The sequence below is a fragment of the Tardiphaga sp. genome, assembly GCF_025356345.1.
Classification (GTDB): Bacteria; Pseudomonadota; Alphaproteobacteria; order Rhizobiales; family Xanthobacteraceae; genus Tardiphaga.
In genome coordinates this window covers 1-24,461 of sequence record NZ_JANXTC010000140.1, presented here as the reverse complement: position 1 = coordinate 24,461, position 24,461 = coordinate 1, and the positions used below count along the sequence as shown (strand labels likewise).

The following is a 24,461-nucleotide window of genomic DNA, read 5'->3' as shown; positions in this document are numbered from 1 at the left end:
TGAATGCCGTACGGCATTCGCGGGGGTGTGGGGCGCGATGCCAAATCCGGCGCGCTGCTCCTAGAGGCCTCGGGCGACGATCGTTCCGCCGGGAAGAGCACGAAACAAGCCGGAGACTCATCGCGTGCGGAACGCCGGGTGTAACCGGTGAATCCGGAAGTTGCTGTGCGCATCACTACTTGCCGACTACGGCATTCGCGCACAGGCCATGGGTGCATCGGGCACCCGGCGTTCCGCGCGCCCTCTCAGGGGGGGCAGGGAATGCAGCACACCCCGGACGCGCCAGCGTCGCGGGAATAAAGCTGTGTGCGCCGTTAGAAATTCAAATCGGGACGGGACGCGAAGGCGCTTCGCTATTCCCTCGTCCGCGACGACAGCGCGTCCGCGACCGCGGTGCGGATGTCCGCCACCGAGAACGGTTTGGTCACGACATCATGAATGATGGCGTTGAGTCCGGAGGCGCGTTCGCGCTGGTCGGCGAATCCGGTCATCAGCAGGATGGTCAAATTCGGGAAATCGCGCGCCGCGCTCAGCGCCAGTGCGATGCCGTCCATCACCGGCATCTTGATATCGGTCAGCAACAGATCAAAAGCGGAGGGGTCGCTGTTGAGGATTTCCAGCGCCTCGGCGCCGTCCTCGGCGGTGACGATCTCGTGGCCGTCCATGGCGATGGCGCGCGCCACCAGCATGCGCATGGATTCCTCGTCATCGGCTATCAGAATACGCGACATCATTACTCCATCGAAATTCAGGCGCCGCTGCCGATATCGCGCTTGTTGAAGAAGCGCACATCGATGCTGCGGCTGTCGGCCGGCGGCGACGCCAACCGCGAACGAAACCAGGCCTTGTCGCCCGGATTGAGGCCTGGCTGCTCGATCACGGCGTTCCAGGCGTAGATTTCGGTGCCCTTGTCGTCGCGGACGACGAAGCGCAGCCGCGGCATCTGCACCGGGCCGCGGCTTTCGCTGACAATATTGCCCTCAATCACCAGCACCTGCTTGCCCTCGACGGTCTCGGTGCTGACCTTGACGTCCTTGAATGCGAGGGCGCGCAGGTTCACATTGAGCCCGACCAGCTGATAGAACGTGGCGGTCTGCGGCAGCAAGCGCACCATTTCGACGCGCCAGATCATTAGCGCCAGCACCATGGCGGACATGGCGGCGCAGGCGACTGGCAGGCTGATCCGCGGTAAAAAGGGAATTCGCAGTGTGATTTTCGGGACCAATCGGCGGAGCGCGGCGAACCGCGTTGCCCGTGCAAAACGCGACGGCGCCAGTTCGTCGTCTGAAGCCGTCGACCAGTCCGCCACCGGATCATTGGCTTCGGCCGGCCAGCCGGCCGAGATGGAGGGGCTCTCGATCCGCGGAATGTCCCGTTCGGGCGTCGATTCGGCCTCGTCTTCGGTGATTCCCCAGGCGCTCAGGTCCTCGTCGGGGGCCGGGTTAGCCATTGCCGGGGCCCGCAATTCGGTGCGCGCGAGGTCTTCCGGCCGTGCCAGCCAGACCTCCTTGCAGCGCGCGCAGCGTACCGTGCGTCCGGAGTCGCCGAAAGACGCCGGATTGACGGCATAGGATGTCGTACAATTCGGGCAAACGATATGCATGGATTGGATAGCCGAGGTCATGCCAGGAGGCTACAAGACGACTGTTAACGAACCGGAAACCATAACGACCGCACATACGATTGTCGGTAATTTCATCATCGGTCTTTTGGCCGTTTTGCGTCCCCTCGAGCGGAGCTGCCTGTGGTCCGGTTCGAAAATGTAGGTCTGCGCTACGGGCTTGGCCCGGAAATTTTGCGCGACCTCACATTCCAGGTCCCGGCGCACTCGTTCCAGTTCCTCACAGGGCCGTCCGGCGCTGGCAAGACATCGTTGCTGCGCCTGCTGTTCCTGTCGCTGCGGCCGACCCGCGGGCTGGTGACGCTGTTTGGCAACGATATCTCGCTGATGGGCAAGGACGAGGTCGCCGATTTGCGCAAGCAGATCGGGATCGTGCTGCAGGATTTCCGCCTGCTTGACCACATGACGACCTACGAGAATGTCGCGCTGCCGTTCCGGGTGATGGGACGCGACGAATCCAGCTATCGCCGCGAGGTGATCGATCTGCTGAAATGGGTCGGGCTTGGCGAGCGCATGGATGCCCTGCCGCCGATCCTGTCCGGCGGCGAGAAGCAGCGCGCCGCGATCGCACGCGCGGTGATCGCGCGGCCGTTGCTGCTGCTGGCCGACGAGCCGACCGGCAATGTCGATCCGACGCTGGGCCGGCGGCTGCTGCGGCTGTTCATCGAACTCAATAAATCCGGCACCGCCGTCATTATTGCCACTCATGACATTACCTTGATGGATCAGTACGATGCCCGCCGCATGGTGCTGCATCAGGGACGGCTGCATATTTATGAGTAGATCGGGCGACAACCGCGACGCCTTGATGGACCTCGGGCACGACGCCCCGCAGGTCGAGGCCCGGGCGCGCAACCTGTCGCCGATCGTGCCGCGCGGCTCGATCGCCGGCCGCGCGCTGGTCGCCGTCGTCGCCATCATGACCTATCTCGCCTCGATGACCACCGGCGGCGTGCTGCTGATCTCGGCCTCGGCGTCGGAATGGCAGTCCGAGGTGGCCAGCGAAATCACCATCCAGGTCAAGCCGGTGGGCGGCCGCGACCTCGAACGCGACACGGTGGCGGTGGCCGAAGCGGCCCGCGCCCAGCCCGGTATCGTCGAGGTCCGCGCCTATACCAAGGCCGAATCCGCCGCCCTGCTGGAACCGTGGCTCGGCACCGGCCTGTCGCTGGACGATCTGCCGGTCCCGCGCGTCATCATTGCCCGCGTTGTGCCCGGAACCCCGATCGACGTGGTTTCGCTGCGCAACCGGGTGGCGCAGGCGGTACCCAATGCCAGCGTCGACGATCACCGCGCCTGGATCGGGCGGATGCGCTCGATGACCTCGGCCACGGTGATCGCGGGGCTGGGCATTCTCGCGTTGGTCATCATCGCGACCATCATCTCGGTGTCGTTCGCTACCCGCGGCGCGATGGCGGCCAACAAGCCGATCGTCGAGGTGCTGCATTTCGTCGGCGCCGGCGACCAGTTCATCGCCAACCGGTTTTTCCGGCATTTCCTGCGGCTCGGCTTGCAGGGCGGGGTGATCGGCGGCGGCGCGGCGATGCTGACCTTCGGCTTTTCCGAATCGATGGCCAACTGGTTCACCGGCACCGCGGTCGGCGACCAGTTCGCCGCGCTGCTGGGCACGTTCTCGCTGCGACCCTCGGGCTATCTGGCGCTGGCCGCGCAGGCCGCGATGATCGCGGGCATCACCGCCTGGGCCTCGCGCCGCACGCTGTTTTCGACGTTGAACGATATCGAATAACGCGCCGGCTTTCGCCGCGATCGCTCCGCTGCGATGCCGCCTGCCGCGGGCAATCGCCACCGCGGCCGAAAAAAACTAGACTGCCTCGACAGGATACCGCCGCGACGCCATGACCTTGCCGCCCGACCAGGACTCAGCCGAAGCTCGCCGCGCCGCGCCGCGCCGGCGCCGCGGGGTGGTGCGCGCGGCAATTGTCGTCGTTTTTGCGCTCGGCTTCCTGTGCGGAGCGGTCGGCTTCGTCGGTTTTCTCTCGCAATTGCGCAGTGGCGAGTTGAAGCCCGCCAGCAAGGCGGACGGCATCGTGGTGCTGACCGGCGGATCGTCGCGCGTCGCCGACGCGATCGAGTTGCTCGCCGCCGGCTATGGCAGACGACTTTTGATCTCCGGCGTGCATCCCACCAATGGCGTCAGCGATATCTCGCGAACGCTGCCGGACAGCCAGCGGTTGCTGACCTGCTGCGTCGATCTCGATCGCTCCGCGGTCAACACCCGCAGCAATGCGGTGGAGACCCGGCGATGGGCCCATGAGCGCGGCTTCCGTTCGCTGATCGTGGTGACCTCGAACTATCACATGCCGCGGGCCATCGTCGAACTGTCCTACGAGATGCCCGACATCGAACTGATTCCGTTCTCGGTGATCGGCGACAAATGGCGCGACGAGCCATGGTGGACCAGCGGCCCGACGCTGCGGCTGCTGCTGTCGGAATATGTCAAATTTCTCGCCGCCGAAGTCCGGGTCTGGCTGGCCGAAATCGGCATCGATCTGATGCCCGAGGCCGGCGATACGGCCGATACGCGCAAGCCGGCAACGGCCTCCAATTGATGGGATGACCATGGTTTCGATTTTCGTACGTTCGCTGATCTACAATGTGCTGTTCTACATGCTGCTGGTGTTCTGGATCCTGGTGGCGATCCCGACCTTCGTGCTGCCGCCGCTCGCCTTCATGGCAGTCGCCAAGGCCTGGGCGCGCAGCAGCGTTTGGCTGATGAAAGTGGTCTGCAACACCCATGTCGACTATCGCGGCCTCGACAAGATCCCCGCCGGCCCGTTGATCGTGGCGTCGAAGCATCAATCGATGTGGGAGACCTTCGCGCTGATGCAATTCTTCGACAATCCGCTGTTCATCTACAAGCGCGAGCTGGAACGGATCCCGTTTTTCGGCTGGTACCTGATCAAGTCGAAGATGGTCGGTGTCGACCGCGATGGCGGCGCTCGGTCGCTGATCGACATGGCCAGACGCGCCACCGAAGAGGTGAAAATTGGCCGTCAGCTCATCATTTTTCCCGAGGGCACGCGTCGCCCGGTCGAGGCGCCGCCGGACTACAAGCCCGGCATTGCGCAGATCTATGCCAAATGCGGCGTGCCGTGTCTGCCGGTAGCGCTGAATTCCGGCCTGTTCTGGCCGCGCCGCACGTTTCTGCGCTATCCGGGAACCTTGGTGGTCGAATGTCTCGATCCGCTGCCGCCCGGCCTGCCACGCAAGGAATTCATCGGCGCGCTCAGCACCGTGATCGAAGCCGCAACCGACCGTATCGTCACCGCCGCGCGCGTCGAGCAGGCAACCTTGTTTGGCCGGGTGCCGGATGTGGCGGTCAGGGAGAGCTGAGAATCGTGGAGCTACCCCTGCAGCAGCAAGGCCAGCTGGCGCAGTTGCGGGTCGCGAAACCCTTCGGCCTCGATCGCCTTCACCGTCGACAGCACGTAATCGCGGTTGGCGCCGGAGCGGCCGTGGCCCTGCTTCACGTAATGCAGCTGTTCGGTGAGGCTCAGCCTTCCGGCATATTGCACATGGCCGCGATCGACAACATAGGCCAGCGCGCTGACCCGATCACGGGCGGCATTGTCAAGCCAGACCGAGCGCATCACCTCATGGTAGACGCCAGTGGTCTGCTCGCGTTCGCGCAGATAGTCGATGGTCGCCGCGCGGTGTTGGGCCGCGACCCGGAAGGCGATGCCGCGGCAGGCGCCGCCGCGATCAAGGCCAAGCACCAGGCCGGGCTTTTCCGGGGTGCCGCGGTGGTCGAAGGAATAGACGCACAGCGCCCGGTGCTCGCCGATCAGCCGCGCCGGCACCTGCTCGACGAAGTCGAAGCCCGGCCGCCACATCAGCGATCCATAGCCGAATACCCACAAGTCCGCGGCGGCTTCTGATTCGGGGGGGAAGGTCGTTGGCATGACGTCGACGTAGCAGAAATAAGGCCTTGATACGACGCGATGGCCAGCAATCCACGCCTGCACGAGACAAACAGGTCAGGCATCGCTGATTTGACAAAATCATGCGATCTACGTCGCGCCATGTCCGATTTTGCAATGCCGACCCGCACGCGCCGTCTCTGGCCCGTTTTCATCATGCCCGTGATCGTCGTCATTTTGGCGGCGGCCTGGAGCGCGTTCTGGTTTTTCGCCGCCTCCAAGGTCGACGAGAATGTCGATCTGTGGCGCGCCCGCGAGGCGGCGGCCGGGCGGGTCTATGACTGCGCCAACCGCTCGGTGGCCGGCTTCCCGTTCCGGCTCGAGGTTCGCTGCAGCGGCGTCAGCATCGAATTGCGCTCGCAGACCGCGGGCCAGACGGTCGGTCAGGGGCCGATCACCGCCAAGCTCGGCGAAATTCTCGTGGTGGCGCAGATCTATACGCCTAAACTGCTGATTGCCGAGTTCAAGGCGCCAGCGATCCTGTCGGATCGCGGCGCGCCGGCGATGGTGGTGAACTGGGCGACGGCCCGCAGCAGCATCGTCGGCCTGCCGGGCACGCCCGAAAGCGCCGATATCGTGTTTGATGACGCCTCGCTGGACCGTATCGTCGGCTCGGTGCAGGCGCCGACCGTGCGGGCCAAGCATGCCGAGTTGCACGGCCGGATGGCGGCCAGCTCGACGCCAGACAAACCGGTGATCGAAACCGTGTTCCAGGCCCAAAGTGTCAGCATCCAGGACCTGCATCCGGTGCTGGCAGCCCCGTTCGATACCGACATCCGCATGCAGATCAGCGGTCTGACCGACATCTCGCCCAAGCCCTGGCCGGAACGGTTTCGCGCGATCCAGGCCGCCGGTGGTCGGTTGGAGATCCTGCAGTCGCGGATCCAGCAGGGCGAGATGATCTCGCTGGCCGCGGGCTCGCTCGGCCTCACCGCCGCGGGCAATCTCGACGGCGAATTGCAGATGACGGTGACGGGTCTGGACAAGGTGATCCCGGCGCTCGGCATCGACAAGCTGCTGGAGATGGGGGTTTCGCAGAGCGCGCTCGATAAATATGCGCCGGGCGTCAAGAGCCAGGACGTCAATGGCCTGCTCGGCGCGCTGGACCGCGCGATCCCCGGTCTCGGCCGGGTAGTGCGCCAGAACGCCAATGTCGGCCTCGCCGCCGGCATCAATTCGCTCGGTACCGAAGCGGTGCTGGAAGGCAAGAAGGCGCGTTCGTTCCCGCTGAAATTCGTCGACGGCGCGGTCATGATGGGTTCGCTGAAAGTCGCGCAGATCCCGCCGCTGTTTTGAGGTCAATCCGCAGTCTCTCCGCGTCATTGCGAGGAGCCCTTGCGACGAAGCAATCTAGTCTTGCTATGCTTGTGGCCTACTGGATTGCTTCGCTTCGCTCGCAATAACGGCCGTTAGGCCTTAATCCTTCTTCGTCAGCGCCGCATGTTTGCGGCCGAAGTCTGGCGCCGCTTCATCCTGACCGATCGAGACGATGCCGCGACGGATCGCGCGGGTGCGGGTGAAATGCTCGAACAGCACGTCGCCATCGTTGCGGCGAATGGCCCGTGTGAGCTTCGACAGGTCTTCCTGGAACGCGCCGAGCATTTCCAGCACCGCCTCCTTGTTGGCGAGAAACACATCGCGCCACATCGTCGGGTCGGACGCCGCGATCCGGGTAAAATCGCGAAAACCGCCGGCGGAGAATTTCAGTACTTCCGAGCGGGTGACGTCCTCGAGTTCGTCGGCGGTGCCGACGATCGTATAGGCGATCAGATGCGGCAAATGGCTGGTGACCGCGAGCACCAGATCATGGTGCTCGGCCTGCATGAGCTCGACATTGGCGCCGAGCGCGCCCCAGAACCGTGCCAGTTTCTCGACGGCGGCGGTGTCGGCGCCATCCGGCGGCGTCAGAATGCACCAGCGGTTGCTGAACAGCTCGGCGAAGCCGGAATCCGGCCCGGAATTCTCGGTGCCGGCCACCGGATGCGCCGGAATGAAGTGCACGTTCGATGGCAGATGCTCCGCCATGGCGCGCAACACCGAAGCCTTCACCGAGCCGACGTCGGAGATGATGGCGCCGGGCATCAGATGCGCCGCGATGCTTTGCGCCACGGCACCGGAAACGCCGACCGGCACGCAGGCGATCACCAGATCGGCATTCTTCACCGCGCTGGCATTGTCGTCGACGACGCGGTCGGCGAGCTTTATCTCGACCGCCCGCGCCCGAACCTCGGGCGAATGGTCGGTGGCAACCAGTTCACCGGCGAGGCCAAGCTGCTGAATGCCGCGCGCCAGCGACGAGCCGATCAGGCCGAGCCCGATCAGCGCGATGCGTTTGAACGGCGGCGCAGCGGTCACGGCTGGGCCACGAATTCGCGCAGCGTCTCGACCGCCACGCGGTTGGCTTCCTCGGTGCCGATGGTCATGCGAAGCGAATTCGGCAGCCCGTAATTGGTGACGGCGCGCAGCACCAGGCCGCGCCTGGTCAGGAACGCGTCGGCATCGGCCGCGGTCTTGCCCGGCGTGGTCGGGAAATGCATCAGGATGAAATTGGCCACGCTCGGCGTCACCTTGATGCCGAGCTTGCTGATTTCCTCGGTCACCCAGTTGCGCCATTTCTCGGTGAAGTCGCGCGACATCTGGACGTGTTCATGGTCCTCGATCGCGGCGGCCGCGGCGAGCATCGCCGGCGCCGATACGTTGAAGGGCCCGCGGATACGGTTGACGGCGTCGATGATGTGCGCCGGGCCGAACATCCAGCCGACCCGCAGCGCGGCCAGGCCGTGAATCTTCGAGAACGTCTGCGTCATCACCGTGTTCTCGGTGGTCGCCACCATCTCGACGCCGATCTCGTAATCATTGCGCGAGACGTAGTCCGAATAGGCGGCGTCGAGCACCAGCAGCACGTGCTCCGGCAACCCGGCGCGCAGCCGCTTGATCTCGTCGAACGGCAGATAGGTGCCGGTCGGGTTGTTCGGGTTGGCCAGCCACACCAGCTTGGTGCGCGGCGACACCACGGCGAGGATCGCATCGACGTCGCAGGTGAATTCGGTTTCCTGGGCGACGATATTGGTGGCGCCGTTCGCCGAGGTGGCGATCGGATAGACCAGGAAGCCGTGGGTGGTCGAGATCGCCTCGTCGCCGGGCCCGAGATAGACATGCGCGAGCAGGTTGAGGATCTCGTCGGACCCGGCACCGCAGACGATGCGCGCGGGATCGAGGCCAAAGGTGCGGCCGATGGCTTCGCGCAGCACCTTCGAGGTGCCTTCCGGGTAATCTTCGAGATTCGCCACGGCCTGGGCATAGACCTCTTTGGCACGCGGCGACGGCCCGAGCGGGGTCTCGTTGGCGGACAGCTTGTAGGTCTTGCGGCCGGGTTCGATCACCGGGGTCTTGCCGGGAGTGTAGGGCGCAATTTCAAGAATGCCGGGCTTCGGCACGGGACGGGACATCTTCAACTCCGGATCATCGGTCTGGCTTCAGGAACGCGGCGCACCATTGCCGGGCACCGTATAGCGGGTTGCGTGGCTGCCGACGAGGGCCGAGGAGCGCACCGAGGCGCCGGCCTCGATCAAAGCGGCCTTGATCTTGTCGAGGCTGGAGGTGCCGGTGATCGAGACCAGCAGTGCCGCGCCATCAAAGGCGGTATCCGGCACGGCGACGATCTCGGCCAGCGGCGACAGCGCACGCGCGATCTCGGCATTCCAGCCGGACACCCGCACGCTCCACATCTCGACCTCGGTCACCATGGCGCTGTCGGCAACCCGCGACACCACGAACACCGGCAGCGCGGCGGGGTGATCGGCGCGCTCGATGAACGGCAGACGCGCGATGATTTTCGGCATGCCCCGCGGCTCGAGCTCGACCCACCACGGCGTGCGGCTGGACGTCGCCGGGACCAGCGCCAGATCGCCCTTGGATGCGGCGACAGCCTCGACGGCGGCGGCGGCGCTGAAATGCGCGACATAGGGGACGGTGAAGCCGAAATGAAACCGCGCCGAATCCCGCATCGCGGATTCGCCGAGCGAGAGGTCGGCATGCACCGAGAACGGCGCCTGCACGTAAGTGAACGTCGCGATGATGACGCGCCAGATGCTCTCGACGGTATCGATCGGCAGGATGCCGCGATGGCGCTGCACCAGCCGGCGCATCATGTCGGCCTCGCGCGCCGGGCGAAACGCGGAGCCGACCTCCTGGGTCTGCTTCACCGAGATCAGGCGGTCGATGATATCGCCGCGCTGCATCAGCAGGCTGTGGACCTGCGCGTCGATGCTGTCGATCTCCTGGCGAAGCACTTCGAGCGAAGGCGGAGCGGGGGGCTTGGTGGACATGGGCACGCCTTGGCGATGGGACACAGGCCTTTCCCCCGTCATTGCGAGGAGCGAAGCGACGCGGCAATCCAGCGCCACAAGCTCGGCAAGGACTGGATTGCTTCGTCGCAAGGGCTCCTCGCAATGACGCGGATAGCGCTGTGTTCTCTATCATGGACCCTACCGGCGCAAGGGCGCCGGGCGCTACGAGGTATCGCCAACCGCATCTTGACGCCCCCATGCCGTGGGACTAACGTCTCGCGACTTCGTGGTCATTTGAGCCGGCCGGCTTGCAGCCACGTTAAACAACTCGCTAAACAGGCCGGGGACAGTTCTGATCCCGGCTGAACCTATGTTCAGGCCGGGTTTTTTTATGGCTTGATCCAGTGCTGAGAACCTCCTGGGGAGGCCGGTATCAAGATGGTAAATTGTCAGTTGACCAAAAGCCCGGCAAAACCGGACGAGCGCGGGCAGGAAGCGGATCATCCGACCTCGCCGGTCGCACTGTTCGGTGCCGACCAGCCGTTGCGGCTGGATTGCGGCATTGAGCTCGCGCCATTCCAGATTGCCTACCAGGCCTATGGCAGCCTCAACGCCAACAAATCCAACGCCATCCTGGTCTGCCATGCCCTGACCGGCGACCAGCACGTCGCCAACCCGCACCCGGTGACCAACAAGCCGGGCTGGTGGCAGACGCTGGTCGGCCCCGGCAAGGCGCTCGATACCGACCGCTATTTCATCGTCTGTTCGAACGTGCTCGGCGGCTGTATGGGGTCGACCGGGCCGGCCTCGACCAACCCCGCCACTGGCAAGGTGTGGGGACTGGATTTTCCGGTCATCACGATTCCCGACATGGTGCGCGCGCAGGCGATGCTGGTCGATCGGCTCGGCATCGATCAATTGTTCTGCGTGGTCGGCGGCTCGATGGGCGGCATGCAGACGCTGCAATGGACCGCGGCCTATCCGAAACGGGTATTCTCCGCGCTGGCGGTGGCCTGCAGCACGCGGCATTCGGCGCAGAACATCGCGTTCCACGAACTCGGCCGCCAGGCGGTGATGGCCGATCCGGACTGGCGCGGCGGCCGCTATTTCGAGGAAGGTACCCACCCTCATCGCGGTCTCGGCGTGGCGCGGATGGCCGCGCATATCACCTATCTGTCCGACGCCGCCTTGCACCGCAAGTTCGGTCGGCGGATGCAGGACCGGGAATTGCCGACCTTCTCGTTCGATGCCGACTTCCAGGTCGAGAGTTATTTGCGCTACCAGGGCTCGTCCTTTGTCGAGCGCTTCGATGCCAACAGCTATCTCTATCTGACGCGCGCGATGGACTACTTCGATATCGCCGCCGATCATAATGGCGTGCTGGCGGAAGCGTTTCGCGACACCAAGACGCGGTTCTGCCTGATGTCGTTCACCTCGGACTGGTTGTTTCCGACCTCGGAATCACGCGCGGTGGTGCATGCGCTGAATGCGGGGGGAGTGCGGGTGTCGTTCGCCGAGATCGAGACCGATCGCGGCCATGACGCCTTTCTGCTCGACGTCCCCGAATTCCTCGACATCGCGCGCGCGTTCCTGGACTCGGCGGCGTCGGTGCGCGGTCTGATCGCCGCGGAGAAATAACATGAGCGCCGGACAACAGGCCTTGCCGCTGATCTCACCCGTGCCGGATGGCGCGGAAAACTATCGTGGCGATCATCTGCTGGTGGCCGGCATGATCGAGCCCGGCTCCAAGGTGCTCGACGTCGGCTGCGGCGATGGCGACCTGCTGCAATTGCTGGAGAGCCGCGGCATCGACGGCCGCGGCATCGAATTGTCGCGCGAGGGCGTCAATCGCTGCGTGGCCAAGGGCCTCGCGGTGGTGCAGGGCGATGCCGATACCGATCTCGACAACTATCCGGACGACGCCTTCGACTATGTGATCCTGTCGCAGACGCTGCAGGCGACGCGGCAGCCGCGCGTTGTGCTGGAGAACCTGCTGCGCATCGGGCGGCGCGGCATCGTGTCATTTCCGAATTTCGGATTCTGGAAGATGCGGCTGCAGCTGCTGATCGGTGGCCATATGCCGCGTACCGAGAACCTGCCGGCGACGTGGTACGATACGCCGAACATCCATTTCTGTACTATCAAGGACTTCGTGCAGTTGTGCGACGAGATCAACGTCAAGATGGAACGCGCGGTGGCGCTTGATCTGTATGGTCGTCCGCTCCGTCTGAATGCGCCGTGGTGGTTCTGGAACATGTTTGGCGAACAGGGTGTGTTCCTGCTCAGCCGCGCGGAAAAATCCATGCCGGGCTAAGGCGCGGAGCGCTGGTCAAGCGATAATCCTTAAATTTCTGGGGCTGGAACCGGCGAACTGGCGTGCGGCTTTTTCGCACGTCACATCTGCGCTGACGTACTACCTAACCCGTCAAATGGAACTTGAACGGGCGTCAGATAGTACCATAATCTACGAAATGACATAGTTTTAAAGCTATTTTCGCAAAATATATTAAGATGCGGTAATACTCATCACGTTATTGCTACCCATGGAACCGGAGCGCGGTCTCTGTAAATCAGCCGCGTCTTTTTCTGGCCACATCAACTTCCTTAACCCCACCCCCCGACGTGAGCTGCCTGTTTGCAGCCAGTCGCGGAATATGGGTTCACAAGGAAATATCTTGGTATGGTTCAGTTCAATGCGTATCGCCGTGCACTTCGCTACTTCTTTCTCGCGTTGTTTTCGGTAGTTGTTGTTTCAGTCGCGACGCCAGCCTCGGCACGACCACAGCAAAACGGGCATCACGCCCGATCACATCACAAGCATGAAGGACACAGTGCGCGCCATCACGGTCGTCACCACATCCGTCATCGGGTGCGCGTCTCGCGCCGCCAGGCGACGCTGCGGAGCGCCGACAGCGCGGCTGAAGCCTTTTCGAACAACAGCGGCTTTGGCTCGTCCAATCTGGTCGCCGAAGCGCGGCGCTACATTGGCGGCAATCCCACCGGTCGCGGCCGGCTGTGGTGCGCGCGATTCATGAACATGGTGCTGCAGCGTTCCGGCCATCAGGGCACCGGCTCCGACATGGCGCGTTCATTCTCCAGCTATGGCCAGCGCATCTCGGGCCCGCAGGTTGGCGCCATCGCGGTGATGTCGCGTGGCCGGCGCGGCGGTCATGTCGGCGTGGTCAGCGGTATCGATCCGTCGGGTAATCCGATCATCGTCTCGGGCAACCACGGCAATCGCGTCGCCGAGGCGACCTATTCGCGCGGTCGCATCTACGCCTATGTGATGCCGGCGAGCTGAGGCGGTCGTTCCCCGGGCGCGGCGCAATGCCATCGCGCAGCGATGGTGGTGCGCCGCAGACCCGGGGTTCAATTTTGCGCGTAACCGGGATCCCGGATCTGCGCGGCGGCATAAAGAATGCCGCAGCGCGTCCGGGAAACGAAATCAGACCAGCACCGGCGCGACGACTTCGATCGCATCGCCTTCGGAAATCATGCCGTCCGAAATCACCTCGGCATAGACGCCGAGATCGGCATGGCCGTAGGTCCGCATCAGCGTCGCGGGAATCGTCAGGTCTCGCGCGGCGGTGTCGGGATCGACGTTGGTGGCGGCGCAGCGCACAATGCGCTTCACCACTTTCAGCCGGACCTCGCCGATCCGAAGCACCCGGTCCATCAGGTCGAATTCATGCCAGGCCGGCCAGCCGGCCACATGCAGATTGCCGCGAAAACGTAGCGGATGCACCGGGCGACCGATCACGTCTTCCAGCGCCGCGACGCTGGCGAGATTGATGATCGAGGCCACCCTCTTTGCCACGTCGGAGAAACTGTGGCCCGGCGAGACAAGAATCCTGGGCGGGCCACGCAGTTCATCGGCAAAATTCGCCGCGAAAAAGGCCTCGATCGCCGCGCGTCCCTCGCGGGTTTCGAGGTCGCCGCGGGCGGTCTCGGCACCATTTTCCCGGATCGTCAGCGTGTGGCTGGCGTCGTCGTAATGGGTGCGCAACGCGGCGAGGCGCTCGTTGCGCATCAGCATGAGAAACTGGCTCTTGGGCAAATGCCGTGGCGCCGCGGGGTCGAAGCCGCTGGGGCCGTTCTCGACGGCGTAACGCCGGTCGGAGGGCAGTGTCTGCCCGGCCGTCAGCGCCACACGCGGCAACTTCTCCGGGGTGAGGCCCTTGACGGGGTAGCGGTAAATGCTGGCGAGGGAGGCGGGATTTTGAATCATCGCTTATTTTAAAACTTTCCGGCTCGCCGCGCCACATCCCGCAAAATTTGCGTACGGTCTCTTCCGCTTGCCGTTCGGCTGCCCATATTTGCGTCAAGCCGGTTCTGACGCCGGCGACAATCGTGGTCGCTTGACGAAAGTCAATGCGATCCGCGCCAACCCAGTGAAGATGCCGGCTTCGTGCCTTCGGGGCGGAACCAGCAGGCCGAGGGAAATCGAGCGATGAATATCGAGAAATACACCGAACGCGTGCGCGGCTTCATCCAGTCCGCGCAGTCGCTGGCCGTCCGCGAGGGCCATCAGCAATTCTCGCCGCTGCATATCCTGAAAGTGCTGCTCGACGACAGCGAAGGTCTGGCCGGCGGCCTGATCGATCGCGCCGGGGGCCATTCCCGCATGATCCTGCAGGCGACCGAGGCCGAACTGGGCAAGATGCCCAAGGTATCCGGGGCAGGGGCTGGCCAGGTCTATCTGGCGCCGGCGACCGCGCGGGCGCTGGAGGCCTCCGAACAGGCCGCCGAAAAGGCCGGCGACAGCTTTGTCACGGTGGAGCGGCTGCTGCTCGCGCTGGCGCTCGACAAGGATTCGGAGGCCGGCGCTCTGCTCGCCAAGGGCGGCATTACCCCGCAAAACCTCAATGCCGCGATCAACGCGCTGCGCAAGGGCCGCACCGCGGATTCCGCGACGGCGGAAAACGCCTATGATGCGCTGAAGAAATATGCCCGCGACCTCACCCAGGCCGCGCGCGACGGCAAGCTCGATCCGGTGATCGGCCGCGACGAGGAAATCCGTCGTACCATCCAGGTGCTGTCGCGCCGGACCAAGAACAATCCAGTGCTGATCGGCGAGCCCGGTGTCGGCAAGACCGCGATTGTCGAGGGTCTGGCGCTGCGCATCCTCAACGGCGACGTGCCGGACAGCTTCAAGGACAAGAAACTGCTGTCGCTCGATCTCGGCGCGCTCATCGCCGGTGCCAAATATCGCGGCGAGTTTGAGGAACGGCTGAAGGCCGTGCTGCAGGAAGTAACTTCCGCCGAAGGCGGCATCATCCTGTTCATCGACGAGATGCATCAGCTGATCGGTGCCGGCAAGGGCGAGGGCGCGATGGACGCCTCCAACCTGCTGAAGCCGGCGCTGGCGCGCGGCGAGTTGCATTGCATCGGCGCCACCACGCTCGACGAATATCGCAAGCATGTGGAAAAGGACGCGGCTCTTGCGCGCCGCTTCCAGCCGATCTTCGTGGCCGAGCCCACCGTCGAGGACACCATCTCGATCCTGCGTGGGCTGAAGGACAAATACGAACAGCATCACGGCGTCCGCATCACCGATTCCGCGCTGGTCGCAGCCGTGACGTTGTCGAACCGCTACATCACCGACCGCTTCCTGCCCGACAAGGCCATCGACCTGATGGACGAGGCGTCGGCGCGGCTGAAGATGCAGGTCGATTCCAAGCCCGAAGAACTCGACTCCATGGACCGCGAGATCATCCGGCTGAAGATCGAGCAGGAGGCGCTGCGAAAAGAGACGGACCAGGGCTCGAAGAGCCGGCTGGAGACGCTGTCGAAGGAACTCGCCGAGCTGGAGGAAAAGTCGGCGGCCTTGACCCAGCGCTGGTCGGCCGAGAAGAACAAGCTGTCCAACGCCCAGAAGCTCAAGAGTGAGCTCGAAGCGCTGCGCCTTGAACTCGCCGATGCCCAGCGCCGCGGCGAATATCAGCGTGCCGGCGAACTGGCCTATGGCCGGATTCCGGAGATGGAAAAGAAACTGGCGGACATCGAGGCCAATGAGACGTCCGGTGAGATGATGGAGGAGGCGGTCACCGCCAACCACATCGCCGAGGTGGTGTCGCGCTGGACAGGCGTGCCGGTCAACAAGATGCTGGAAGGCGAGAAGGACAAGCTGCTGCGCATGGAAGACAGCCTTGGCCAGCGCGTGGTCGGCCAGGCCGAAGCCGTGCATGCGGTGGCCACCGCGGTGCGCCGCTCCCGGGCCGGACTGCAGGACCCGAACCGGCCGATGGGCTCTTTCATGTTCCTCGGCCCCACCGGTGTCGGCAAGACCGAACTGACCAAGGCGCTGGCGTCATATCTGTTCGACGACGACACCGCGATGGTCCGCCTCGACATGTCCGAATACATGGAGAAGCACTCGGTATCGCGGCTGATCGGCGCGCCTCCGGGCTATGTCGGTTATGACGAGGGCGGCGCGCTCACCGAAGCGGTGCGGCGGCGGCCTTATCAAGTGGTGCTGTTCGACGAGATCGAGAAGGCGCATCCGGATGTCTTCAACGTGCTGCTGCAAGTGCTCGACGATGGTCGCCTGACCGATGGTCAGGGCCGCACCGTCGACTTCCGCAACACGCTGATCATCATGACCTCGAATCTCGGCTCCGAATTCCTGGTCAACCAGCCGGAAGGCGAGGACACCTCGGTGGTGCGCGATCTGGTGATGGGCAATGTCCGGGCGCATTTCAGGCCGGAATTCCTCAATCGGGTCGACGAGATCATCCTGTTCCACCGGCTGCAGAAGAGCGAGATGGGCCGGATCGTCGAGATCCAGTTCGCGCGGCTCTCCAACCTGCTGGTGGACCGCAAGATCGTGCTGTCGCTCGATCCGGCGGCGCGCGACTGGCTTGCCGAAAAGGGCTGGGATCCGGCCTATGGCGCGCGTCCGCTGAAGCGAGTGATCCAGCGTTACGTGCAGGACCCGCTGGCCGAGATGATCCTGGCCGGCGACGTCAAGGATGGCGACAATGTCGCGATTGCCACCGAAGGCGGCGTGCTGACCTTCAACGGCCAGCCGCCGCACACCGCGGAGATCGAGCCATTCGAGCGGCCTTTGCCGAAGCGGATGCTGAACTGAGCGCGTCGTCCTTTCCCTCTCCCGCTTGCGGGAGAGGGCGGCTTGAATGGGCAAAGCGCGGTCGAGCCGGGAGGGCGCCTGCTCTCCGAACACGCATATCAAGGCGATCACCATGACCCGCATTCTTCTGGTCGGCGCCACCGGCCTCGTCGGCAGCCACGTCCTTGCCAAGGCGCTGGCCGACCTCCGCATCGAGCGCGTCGTCGCGCCGACGCGCCGCGCGCTGCCGCCACATCCGAAGCTTACCAATCCGCTGGTTGATTTCGATCATCTTACCGAAGCCGCTGACTGGTGGTCGGTGGACGGCGTGATCTGCACCCTCGGCACCACCCGCGCCACGGCCGGATCGGATGAGGCCTTTCGCAAGGTCGACTACGTCTATCCGCTGGCGGTGGCGAAAATCGCGCGGCGCCATGGCGCCCAGCGTTTTGCTCTCAATTCCTCGCTCGGCGCCGATGCAAAGTCGCGGCTGCTCTATCCGCGCACCAAGGGCGAGGTGGAGCGCGACCTGCAGGCGCTGGGCTTTGCTTCGCTGACCATCGTGCGGCCCGGGCTGATTGGCGGCGCGCGCGGCGAGTTTCGTGCCGGCGAGCGCATCGCCTCTGCCATTCTCGGCATGTTGGGACCGCTGCTGCCGCGACGTTATCGGATCAGCCCGGCCGCGATCATTGCCGAGGCGCTGATCGATGCCGCGGCGAAGGGCGGTCCCGGCGTCCATATCATTGAATCGGATCGCCTCTCCGGCGGTTGAGCGTTGCCTGTCGACGTCGTCAGCGGTTAGGTTCCTGCGCCGCGGCCTTGCCCCGGACAGCAGCGCGCCATGGGGACAGGGTGTAGAGCCACGCATGATCGATAATCGTTTTGCCTTCGGGGTGGTCGGCGGCCTCGGGGCGCTGGCCGGGGCTGACCTGCTGCAGCACCTGATCCGCGCCACCGCCGCGGACCATGAGCGTTATGCCATCGTCTTCGAACAGCAGAGTTTTCCGGGCGACCGGATGCGGGCCGACGCGCAATATGACCCGATCGGCCGCAAGCTGCATGCCTTCAGCCTGATCCGCCGGCTCGAAACGCGCGGCACCGATGCGATCCTGCTGCCCTGTTTCGTCAGCCAGACCTTTCTGCACGAGATCGAGCCCAATATCAGCACCCCGGTGGTCGGCCTGATGGCGGCGTTGCGGGCTAAAGTGACCGCCGCCTATCCGCGGGCGCGGCGGATCGGCGTGCTGACCTCGGATTATGTCCGCGACAGCGATCTGTTCGGCCAGGCCTTCAACGGCACGCATGAACTGCTCTATCCCGACGTGGAAGCGCAGCGCGAACTGATGGATCTGGTCTATTCGACGGGCGGGATCAGGTCGGGGCAGCAATCCCCGGCGGTCTGCGATCGGTTGCGAATGATCTGCGAGGCGCTGGCGGCGCAGGGCTGTGACATCCTGCTGCCGGGCTTCACCGAATTGTCGCTGGTGCACGCGGCGCTCGAGGCGGTGCTGTCGATCCCGATCCTGAACGCCAACCAGTGCTATGCGGCCTATGCGCTGGCGCAGCCAATGCTGCGCCCGCGCCAGCCGTTCAAGATCGGCGTGGTCGGCGGCGTCGGGCCACTGGCGACGGTCGATTTCATGGAGAAGGTGGTCAGGCTGACGGAGGCGCGGCGCGACCAGGATCATATCAAGATGATCGTCGAACAGAATCCGCAGATTCCGGATCGCACCGAGCATCTTTTGCACCACGGCACCGACCCGACCATCGCGCTGTTTGCCACCTGCAAGAAGCTCGAGGCGGCGGAAGCTGATCTGATCGCGATCCCCTGCAACACCGCGCATGCCTTCGTCGATCGCATGCAGGCGCATCTGCGGATTCCCGTGCTCAACATGCTGGACGAAACCATGGCGCAGATCGCCGGGCGCTATGCCGGGCAGTTGGTCGGCCTTCTGGCGACGTCGGGCACGGTGGACAGTGGCGTCTATGCGGAGGCCGCGGCCCGCGCCGGCGTCCGCCTGCTGCTGCCCGATGCCGCCCATCAGGCCGACGTGATGGACGCCATCTACGGCGCTGACGGCGTCAAGGCGGGATTTACCGAGGGCCGTTGCCGCGAGGCGCTGCGCCGTGCCATCGATCATCTCGCGCATAATGGCGCCGGCGTGGTCGTGCTCGGCTGCACCGAATTGCCGCTGTTGTTTCCGCAGACCGAAGAATTCGAAGCAGGCGGCAAGATGGTCGTGTTGCTCGATCCGACCCTGCTGCTGGCCTCGGCGTGTGTGCGCCATGCGCAGGCATCGCAGAGATAGCTCCGTCTTCGCGGCACGACGGGGAGCGCTCTGTGGACTTCACATCACCGATGTCAGCGACCTATGTAAGTGGCACGGCCGGCACCGCGGTGCTATTTGGCGCCTGCGCATCTTTCCGTGCTGCCACCGCTTGCGTCTGCCAGCCCGCCATCATCATCGCTGCGCACAGCACATAGAAGCAGACGCCCAGTCCGAACGTCCGGGCGATGCCGAATTCGATGGACAGCGCGACGCCCAGCGCCGAGGCCAGCATCGAGGTGATGCCGTTGGCGCTCCAGAAAAACGGCAGCAGGTTTTCGTGGCGGCGCCACAGGCTGAGGCCGAGCGGGAACATCATGCCCATGAAGAAGGCCGGCGGCGCCAGCAGCAGCACTGAAATCAAGATGCGCATCTCGGTGGCTTGGCTGCGCGCCCAAATGGTGACGATGGGCGTCAGCAGCCCGGCGGCCACCAGGGTGGCGAGCAAGGCGACGACCCGCGCGATGACCGCGCCCGGCCGCGGCGGCTTTGCCCCGACGGTAATGCTGCCGAGGCCGCTGAAGATCAGGATGCTGACGAGCACCACGCCGAGCCCGTAGACGGGGTGGCCGAGGAACACCATCAGCCGCTGCATCTGCGAGATCTCGATCAGCATGAAGCCCATGCCGATGCCGCTGAAATAGATCACGGGCGGCGTCAGCGTTGCCAGCGGCATGCCGCGGGCAAGGCGGGTGAAGGGAATGGCGATATAGCAGACGCAGGCCAGCAGCGAAAACAGCACCAGCCCCAGTGTGATGCTGACCGCCGAATTGTTGTTGGAAAGCACCGATGACGGCTTGCCGAAAAACTGGCCGAGCCGCGCGGTGTAGAAGAAGAACGGGCTGTCATCGGTGGACGGCGCAATATTCTCGACCAGACTGTTGAAATAGGCCGCGTCGGCCTTGCCGCTCATGATGGTCGTCGTGACGGCGTCGAAGGCGACATCCGGACCTATCAGGATCTTGAAACCCTGCGCCAGCAGCCGGGCCTTGGCGGTCTGCCAGTCAGCGGCAGAGAAGGCGTCGGGCCGGCTGATCACGGTGACGATGTTGTCGACGTTCAGTGCCACCACGTGCTGCGCCAGTTCGCTGGCGGGCACGCCCGTGTTCCTCAGGGCGGCGGCGGCGATCGACAGCAGCCGATAGAACTCGCCGCGGTGATTGTCCGGATCGTACCAGCGCGAAACCGACAGCAAGCCGCCGGGATTGAGCGCGCGGTAGAAATCGCCCCACGCTTCGGTGGTGTACAGCCGGTTTTCCGTCAGGGTCAGGCCGCCGGCGGCGGTGGCGGCCCAGGTGTCGATCAGCGAGATCTGCACCAGATCGAAACGCTCCGGCGAATGGTTGATGTAGCTGCGCGCTTCCGCATTGACCAGCGAGACGCCGGGAGTGCGATCGAGATGGCCGGAGAACTCAGCGAACTTGTCGGTCAGTACCTCGAAGATCGCCGGGTTGATCTCGATGCCGCGAATGGTCTTCGCGCCAAAATACAGGCCTGACAGGATATCGCGGCCGCCACCGACGCCGACCACGGCGACGTCCTTCGGCTTCCGCACCAGATAGGCGGAGTTGATGACGTCGTCCTCGAGGTAGGTCAGCTTGCTGAGGTCGCCGTCGAATCTGGTGATCACCGTGGCGGCGTCGGCATCGATATCGAGGCGCTTCTGGTCGATGGTCGTCTGCGGCGGATGGGCGTAGCCCCAGCCGATCGGCGGGCCTTCGCCCAGCGCCATGACGCGCACGCGCGAATAGGTGTTCCAGCGTTCGAACAGGGTGCCGGTCTGTGGCACGCCCTTGGCCCAGACCACGCCGAGATGGTTGTTGCCGGAGATGGCCAGCGCGGTGTGGCCGGAGGCCACGACCGCCAGCACCAGCGCCACCGTGCCGCTGAGGCGCCGGCCATGCAGCTCGCCGGCATGGCGCGCCACCATCCAGCCGGCGGCGGCGGCGAAGGCGCCGATCCAGAACGCGGCGCTGACCGGATCGATCGCCAGCAGCAGGAAGATCACGCCGAGGCAGCCCAGCGCGGCGCCGGACAGGTCGGCGGCATAGAGCCAGCCGCCGGCATAGGGCAGGCGGGTCAGCAGCAGGGTGATGCAGACGCCGCTTTCGGTGAACGGGATGACGAAGCCGAAGGTGGTGATGGCCAGCGCCACGGCGACGTATGGCTCCGGCACCGCCAGCGGTACGCAGAGAAAGCAGATCATGGCGGCGACGCTGGTGAGCGCGAACCGCGCCGCGTGGCGGGAAAATTCGGCTGCAACCCGCTCCGGCGCATAGCGCTCCGGGTGAGCGTAGACCGCGATGGCGCCACGGGTCAGCCCGAGCATGGCGAAGGAAATCGCCGCAAAGGCGAAGTGGTAATACAGCATGACGCTGAAGAAGCGGGTGATCAGCACCTGGTAGGACAGGGTCGCGGCGGCAAGTATGAAAATCGCGACGCAGTAACGTCGTTGAGCTGCAAAAGATGTCGGCAATGCGCTGTCCTCACGGGTACCGTGACCATGCGCTAACGCGCGGGGTAGCGCGAAAACTACCGGCAAACTCCTAAGATTGGATTGAGTGGAGCCCGCGGGAAACGGTGTTCCTGCCCTCTCTAGTCAGCGAAAGAGGGCAGGGAACAACGCTACCTGTTGTTTACCTGCCGCACCGGCGCGCCCGGCACCGTACCGGTAGCGTCCGATACCCGCGCGCCATTGCCGCGCTGGTTGATCTGGCCATCGAGGCGGTCGCGCTCCTTCTCGAAGCCCGCCATCATCGGACCTTCGAGCGAGCGGCCACGCGGCAGTTTCACGCGCATCGGATCGACGAAACGACCGTTGACCAGGATTTCATAATGAACATGGGCGCCGGTCGATGCGCCGGTGGAGCCGACAAAGCCGATCACCTGACCCTGGCGCACGCGCTTGCCGGGCTCGAGGCCCTTGGCGAAGGCCGACATATGGCCATAGGCCGTCTCGTAGCCGTTATTGTGCTTGATCTTGACGAATTTGCCGTAGCCGCCTTCCCAGCCGGCGACTTCGACGACGCCATTGCCGGAGGCGAAGATCGGCGTGCCGTAGGGCGAGGCCCAGTCGACGCCGGTGTGCATTTTCACATAGCCGAGGATGGGGTGGCGGCGGCTGCCGAAGCCGGAACGCATGATGGCGTTGTTGACCGGCTTGCGCACCAGGAACTTCTTCGCGCTCTTGCCGGTCTCGTCATAGTAATCGACCACGGAATCATCAGGGGTCTGGAACCGATAATATTTCTTGGTCTCGCCGCCGACCGTGAGCGAGGCGAACAGCACCTCGGTCTTCTCGGTGATAATGGCGCCTTCGTCCTCGCCGGCGAAGAACACGTCGAACGAGTCGCCGGGCTGCACCTTGCGCTGGAAATCGACGTCGTAGGAGTAGATCTTGATCATGTCCTCGATGACGGTGGCCGGCACCTTGTTGCGCATCGCGGTCTCGTAAATGCTCTGATAGAGCCGGACGCCGGTGCCGTCATCGTCGTCCTCGTCGTCGGCGGCGGGCGCGGTTTCGGCCACGGTATTCATGCTGGAGACGTCGACGGCGACGTATTTGCCGAGATCCGACAGCGCCGACACCGCCTCGATGGTCGATTCATTGGCGACGATGACGCGGTAGGGCTGCAGGCGCTGGCCAAGGCCGGACGGCGCGATCAGAATTCGCAGCTTCTGGCCTTCACGCAGACCGCCGTCGCGACCGCGGGCGCCGAGCGTGCTGGCGATCGCCTTGGCGTCCTCGGGCGTCGCGCCCTGGTCTCGCAGGATGGTGAGAACGGTATCGCCCTTCTTGACGACATGGATGCGCTCGCCGCTCGGGTTGCCGCCGGTGGCTTGATCCTTGGTCTTGGCGAGCTGGGTGACGTTTTCCGGGATCACCCTCGTCTCGAAGCCGGCATAGGGATCGGCGGTAATGCCTTCGGCGGCATAGGCCATCTTCATGTCGGGCTGTGAGCCGAGTTCGCCGGAGGCACTGGCCACGGTATAGCGAACGCCTGAATTGCCGCGCCAGTTCGAGGCATCGCGCACCCGCATCAAGACTTCGTCGATCGCCACGCTGGCGGCAATCCGCGCCTTCGGCAGTACCGGGGCCAGATCGCGGGTCACGAACGAGACCTCGGCGTCTGGCTCGACGGCATCGGGATTGGCGGCGGCGTCATCGGTGGCCGCAGGCGTCGCGGCGCCGACGTCGGTCAGCATGCGCTGCGCATTAAAGGGAGGGATCTTGGCGGCGAGGTCGCTGGTGGCCATCGACAGATTGCCGGAGATCCGGATGAACGGTCGCACCCGCATCACGTCGCGGTTGCCGACGCGGGTCACGGTGGAGACGCGCGTCACCTGGCGCGCGGCGGAGGATTCACTGGGCGGGGGCAGGCGATCGCTTTTGTGCAGACTAGCCTGCTTGTCATTAGCCGTGAACGCGCCGCGCAATGTGCCTTCGACACGTTCCGGGACTTTTGCGAAAGTCATCTCGCCATCGAGCGATGCGAAAACGGCGCCGCCGATAAGAGCCGCGCCGCAGAGACCCGTCAGAATCGTGCCGCTGAACCATTGTACGGAGACGCGACGGCGATCGATCACGGCGGCTTCGGAGCCATCAACGGATAGCGGCGGTTCGTGGCCGAGATCGATGACCCCGGTCTCACGATTATAGCTGCCCCCGTGTGACATGCCGTGGTTCAAACCCGCATCTCCCCAACTTCCATTCCGGCCACCGACAACTCCCCGCGCGCGTCGCATCGATGGGCGAACAACATGGCCAAAATGCTGGCCGGATTGTCCGCCGTCAATGCCGCGACGATCTCTCGCTGCTTCATAACCCTTGGAACAGCAAAGCGCGAATGCGGATCACCGTGGTCGAAGGCCTGTCGAACTCGATCGTGTTGCCGGGCCCCGAAAACTTTTCGATCCGACCAAGATGTTTGCACAACGTGGCGCCAGAACGCCGGAGCAATGTGGCTCTTCTACGGCGTGCCCACTGTAAAAGCTGGGCTTTTTGGCGCGCGCAGCGGAGATGGAAATCGCGTGACGTTTTTCTGACGATTTGTCGTTGACAGGATCGGGTGGTGGCCCCTATAACCCGACCACTGGACGCGAGCGGCGCCGGGGCCAACGGCCCGGGCGAGTTGCTCGCGCTTCAGAAGCTCCTCAGCTCGAAGAGTGAAGCATCAGCCGACGGTTTCGGTTGATGATTTGCCGTCGGGTCAA

General features: G+C 64.4%; 20 protein-coding genes and 1 riboswitch. Of the genes, 11 read left to right on the top strand and 9 right to left on the bottom strand.

Annotation, left to right across the window (positions count from 1 at the left end):
- Positions 1 to 353: 353 nt before the first annotated feature.
- Positions 354 to 731, bottom strand: a complete 378-nt coding sequence (locus Q0S16_RS08245) for a response regulator (RefSeq protein ID WP_295846915.1) — start codon at positions 729 to 731, stop codon at positions 354 to 356.
- 17 nt (positions 732 to 748) lie between these two features.
- The gene (locus tag Q0S16_RS08240) at positions 749 to 1,603 is read right to left on the bottom strand and encodes an MJ0042-type zinc finger domain-containing protein (RefSeq protein WP_295846911.1); all 855 of its coding nucleotides are present in this window, start codon (positions 1,601 to 1,603) and stop codon (positions 749 to 751) included.
- Between the two features lie 141 nt (positions 1,604 to 1,744).
- On the opposite strand from Q0S16_RS08240, the gene ftsE reads away from it, so the two are divergent.
- The 4 genes from ftsE (at position 1,745) to Q0S16_RS08220 (ending at position 4,975) form a co-directional block, all read left to right on the top strand.
- Positions 1,745 to 2,404 carry a cell division ATP-binding protein FtsE gene (gene ftsE / locus Q0S16_RS08235; RefSeq protein ID WP_295846909.1) on the top strand — a complete coding sequence of 220 codons (660 nt, stop codon included), beginning with the start codon at positions 1,745 to 1,747 and terminating at the stop codon, positions 2,402 to 2,404.
- Positions 2,397 to 3,368: an ABC transporter permease gene (locus Q0S16_RS08230; protein WP_295846907.1), complete on the top strand. Its 972-nt coding sequence runs from the start codon at positions 2,397 to 2,399 to the stop codon at positions 3,366 to 3,368. The genes ftsE and Q0S16_RS08230 overlap by 8 nt, the downstream gene beginning before the upstream one ends.
- 109 nt (positions 3,369 to 3,477) lie before the next feature.
- A complete protein-coding gene (locus tag Q0S16_RS08225) occupies positions 3,478 to 4,191 on the top strand; it encodes a YdcF family protein (RefSeq protein ID WP_295846906.1) in 714 nt (237 codons plus the stop codon).
- Between the two features lie 10 nt (positions 4,192 to 4,201).
- On the top strand, positions 4,202 to 4,975 hold the full coding sequence (locus Q0S16_RS08220; RefSeq protein ID WP_295846904.1) for a lysophospholipid acyltransferase family protein: 774 nt from the start codon (positions 4,202 to 4,204) through the stop codon (positions 4,973 to 4,975).
- 11 nt (positions 4,976 to 4,986) lie between these two features.
- Here Q0S16_RS08220 and Q0S16_RS08215 read toward each other — a convergent pair whose 3' ends face one another.
- Complete coding sequence (locus tag Q0S16_RS08215) at positions 4,987 to 5,544, bottom strand: gamma-glutamylcyclotransferase (RefSeq protein WP_295846903.1); 558 nt, start codon at positions 5,542 to 5,544, stop codon at positions 4,987 to 4,989.
- Positions 5,545 to 5,664: 120 nt separating this feature from the next.
- Between Q0S16_RS08215 and Q0S16_RS08210 the strand changes: the two genes are divergently transcribed.
- Complete coding sequence (locus tag Q0S16_RS08210; protein WP_295846900.1) at positions 5,665 to 6,858, top strand: DUF2125 domain-containing protein; 1,194 nt, start codon at positions 5,665 to 5,667, stop codon at positions 6,856 to 6,858.
- A gap of 120 nt (positions 6,859 to 6,978) precedes the next feature.
- Here Q0S16_RS08210 and Q0S16_RS08205 read toward each other — a convergent pair whose 3' ends face one another.
- Genes Q0S16_RS08205 through Q0S16_RS08195 form a run of 3 tightly spaced genes read right to left on the bottom strand, consistent with a single transcriptional unit; the run spans position 6,979 to position 9,890 of the window.
- Positions 6,979 to 7,917, bottom strand: a complete 939-nt coding sequence (locus tag Q0S16_RS08205; RefSeq protein ID WP_295846898.1) for a prephenate/arogenate dehydrogenase family protein — start codon at positions 7,915 to 7,917, stop codon at positions 6,979 to 6,981.
- Positions 7,914 to 9,011 (bottom strand): histidinol-phosphate transaminase, encoded by a 1,098-nt coding sequence (gene hisC / locus Q0S16_RS08200; protein ID WP_295846896.1) that lies wholly within the window; start codon positions 9,009 to 9,011, stop codon positions 7,914 to 7,916. The genes Q0S16_RS08205 and hisC overlap by 4 nt, the downstream gene beginning before the upstream one ends.
- A 27-nt stretch (positions 9,012 to 9,038) precedes the next feature.
- Positions 9,039 to 9,890, bottom strand: a complete 852-nt coding sequence (locus Q0S16_RS08195) for a chorismate mutase (RefSeq protein WP_295846894.1) — start codon at positions 9,888 to 9,890, stop codon at positions 9,039 to 9,041.
- A gap of 237 nt (positions 9,891 to 10,127) precedes the next feature.
- A riboswitch (SAM riboswitch) is annotated at positions 10,128 to 10,207 on the top strand.
- An 82-nt stretch (positions 10,208 to 10,289) separates the two neighbouring features.
- On the opposite strand from Q0S16_RS08195, the gene Q0S16_RS08190 reads away from it, so the two are divergent.
- From Q0S16_RS08190 to Q0S16_RS08180, 3 genes are all read left to right on the top strand, one after another.
- Positions 10,290 to 11,489, top strand: a complete 1,200-nt coding sequence (locus tag Q0S16_RS08190) for a homoserine O-acetyltransferase (RefSeq protein ID WP_295846891.1) — start codon at positions 10,290 to 10,292, stop codon at positions 11,487 to 11,489.
- Position 11,490: 1 nt separating this feature from the next.
- Positions 11,491 to 12,165 carry a methionine biosynthesis protein MetW gene (gene metW / locus Q0S16_RS08185; RefSeq protein ID WP_295846889.1) on the top strand — a complete coding sequence of 225 codons (675 nt, stop codon included), beginning with the start codon at positions 11,491 to 11,493 and terminating at the stop codon, positions 12,163 to 12,165.
- Between the two features lie 366 nt (positions 12,166 to 12,531).
- Positions 12,532 to 13,152: a TIGR02594 family protein gene (locus Q0S16_RS08180; RefSeq protein ID WP_295846887.1), complete on the top strand. Its 621-nt coding sequence runs from the start codon at positions 12,532 to 12,534 to the stop codon at positions 13,150 to 13,152.
- Between the two features lie 144 nt (positions 13,153 to 13,296).
- Here the strand turns inward: Q0S16_RS08180 and Q0S16_RS08175 are convergent, their stop codons facing one another.
- Positions 13,297 to 14,079, bottom strand: coding sequence for an MOSC domain-containing protein (locus tag Q0S16_RS08175; protein WP_295846885.1), 783 nt, complete (start codon positions 14,077 to 14,079; stop codon positions 13,297 to 13,299).
- Positions 14,080 to 14,301: 222 nt separating this feature from the next.
- On the opposite strand from Q0S16_RS08175, the gene clpB reads away from it, so the two are divergent.
- The 3 genes from clpB to Q0S16_RS08160 all read left to right on the top strand — a co-directional run bounded on the left by clpB (position 14,302) and on the right by Q0S16_RS08160 (position 19,229).
- Positions 14,302 to 16,941, top strand: a complete 2,640-nt coding sequence (gene clpB / locus Q0S16_RS08170; protein WP_295846884.1) for an ATP-dependent chaperone ClpB — start codon at positions 14,302 to 14,304, stop codon at positions 16,939 to 16,941.
- Positions 16,942 to 17,053: 112 nt separating this feature from the next.
- Complete coding sequence (locus Q0S16_RS08165) at positions 17,054 to 17,692, top strand: NAD(P)H-binding protein (protein ID WP_295846882.1); 639 nt, start codon at positions 17,054 to 17,056, stop codon at positions 17,690 to 17,692.
- Between the two features lie 94 nt (positions 17,693 to 17,786).
- Positions 17,787 to 19,229, top strand: coding sequence for an amino acid racemase (locus Q0S16_RS08160; RefSeq protein WP_295846879.1), 1,443 nt, complete (start codon positions 17,787 to 17,789; stop codon positions 19,227 to 19,229).
- Between the two features lie 61 nt (positions 19,230 to 19,290).
- Here the strand turns inward: Q0S16_RS08160 and Q0S16_RS08155 are convergent, their stop codons facing one another.
- Both Q0S16_RS08155 and Q0S16_RS08150 read right to left on the bottom strand, forming a co-directional pair.
- Complete coding sequence (locus Q0S16_RS08155; protein WP_295846878.1) at positions 19,291 to 21,723, bottom strand: hypothetical protein; 2,433 nt, start codon at positions 21,721 to 21,723, stop codon at positions 19,291 to 19,293.
- Between the two features lie 149 nt (positions 21,724 to 21,872).
- Positions 21,873 to 23,924: a M23 family metallopeptidase gene (locus Q0S16_RS08150; RefSeq protein WP_295846876.1), complete on the bottom strand. Its 2,052-nt coding sequence runs from the start codon at positions 23,922 to 23,924 to the stop codon at positions 21,873 to 21,875.
- Positions 23,925 to 24,461 lie beyond the last annotated feature (537 nt).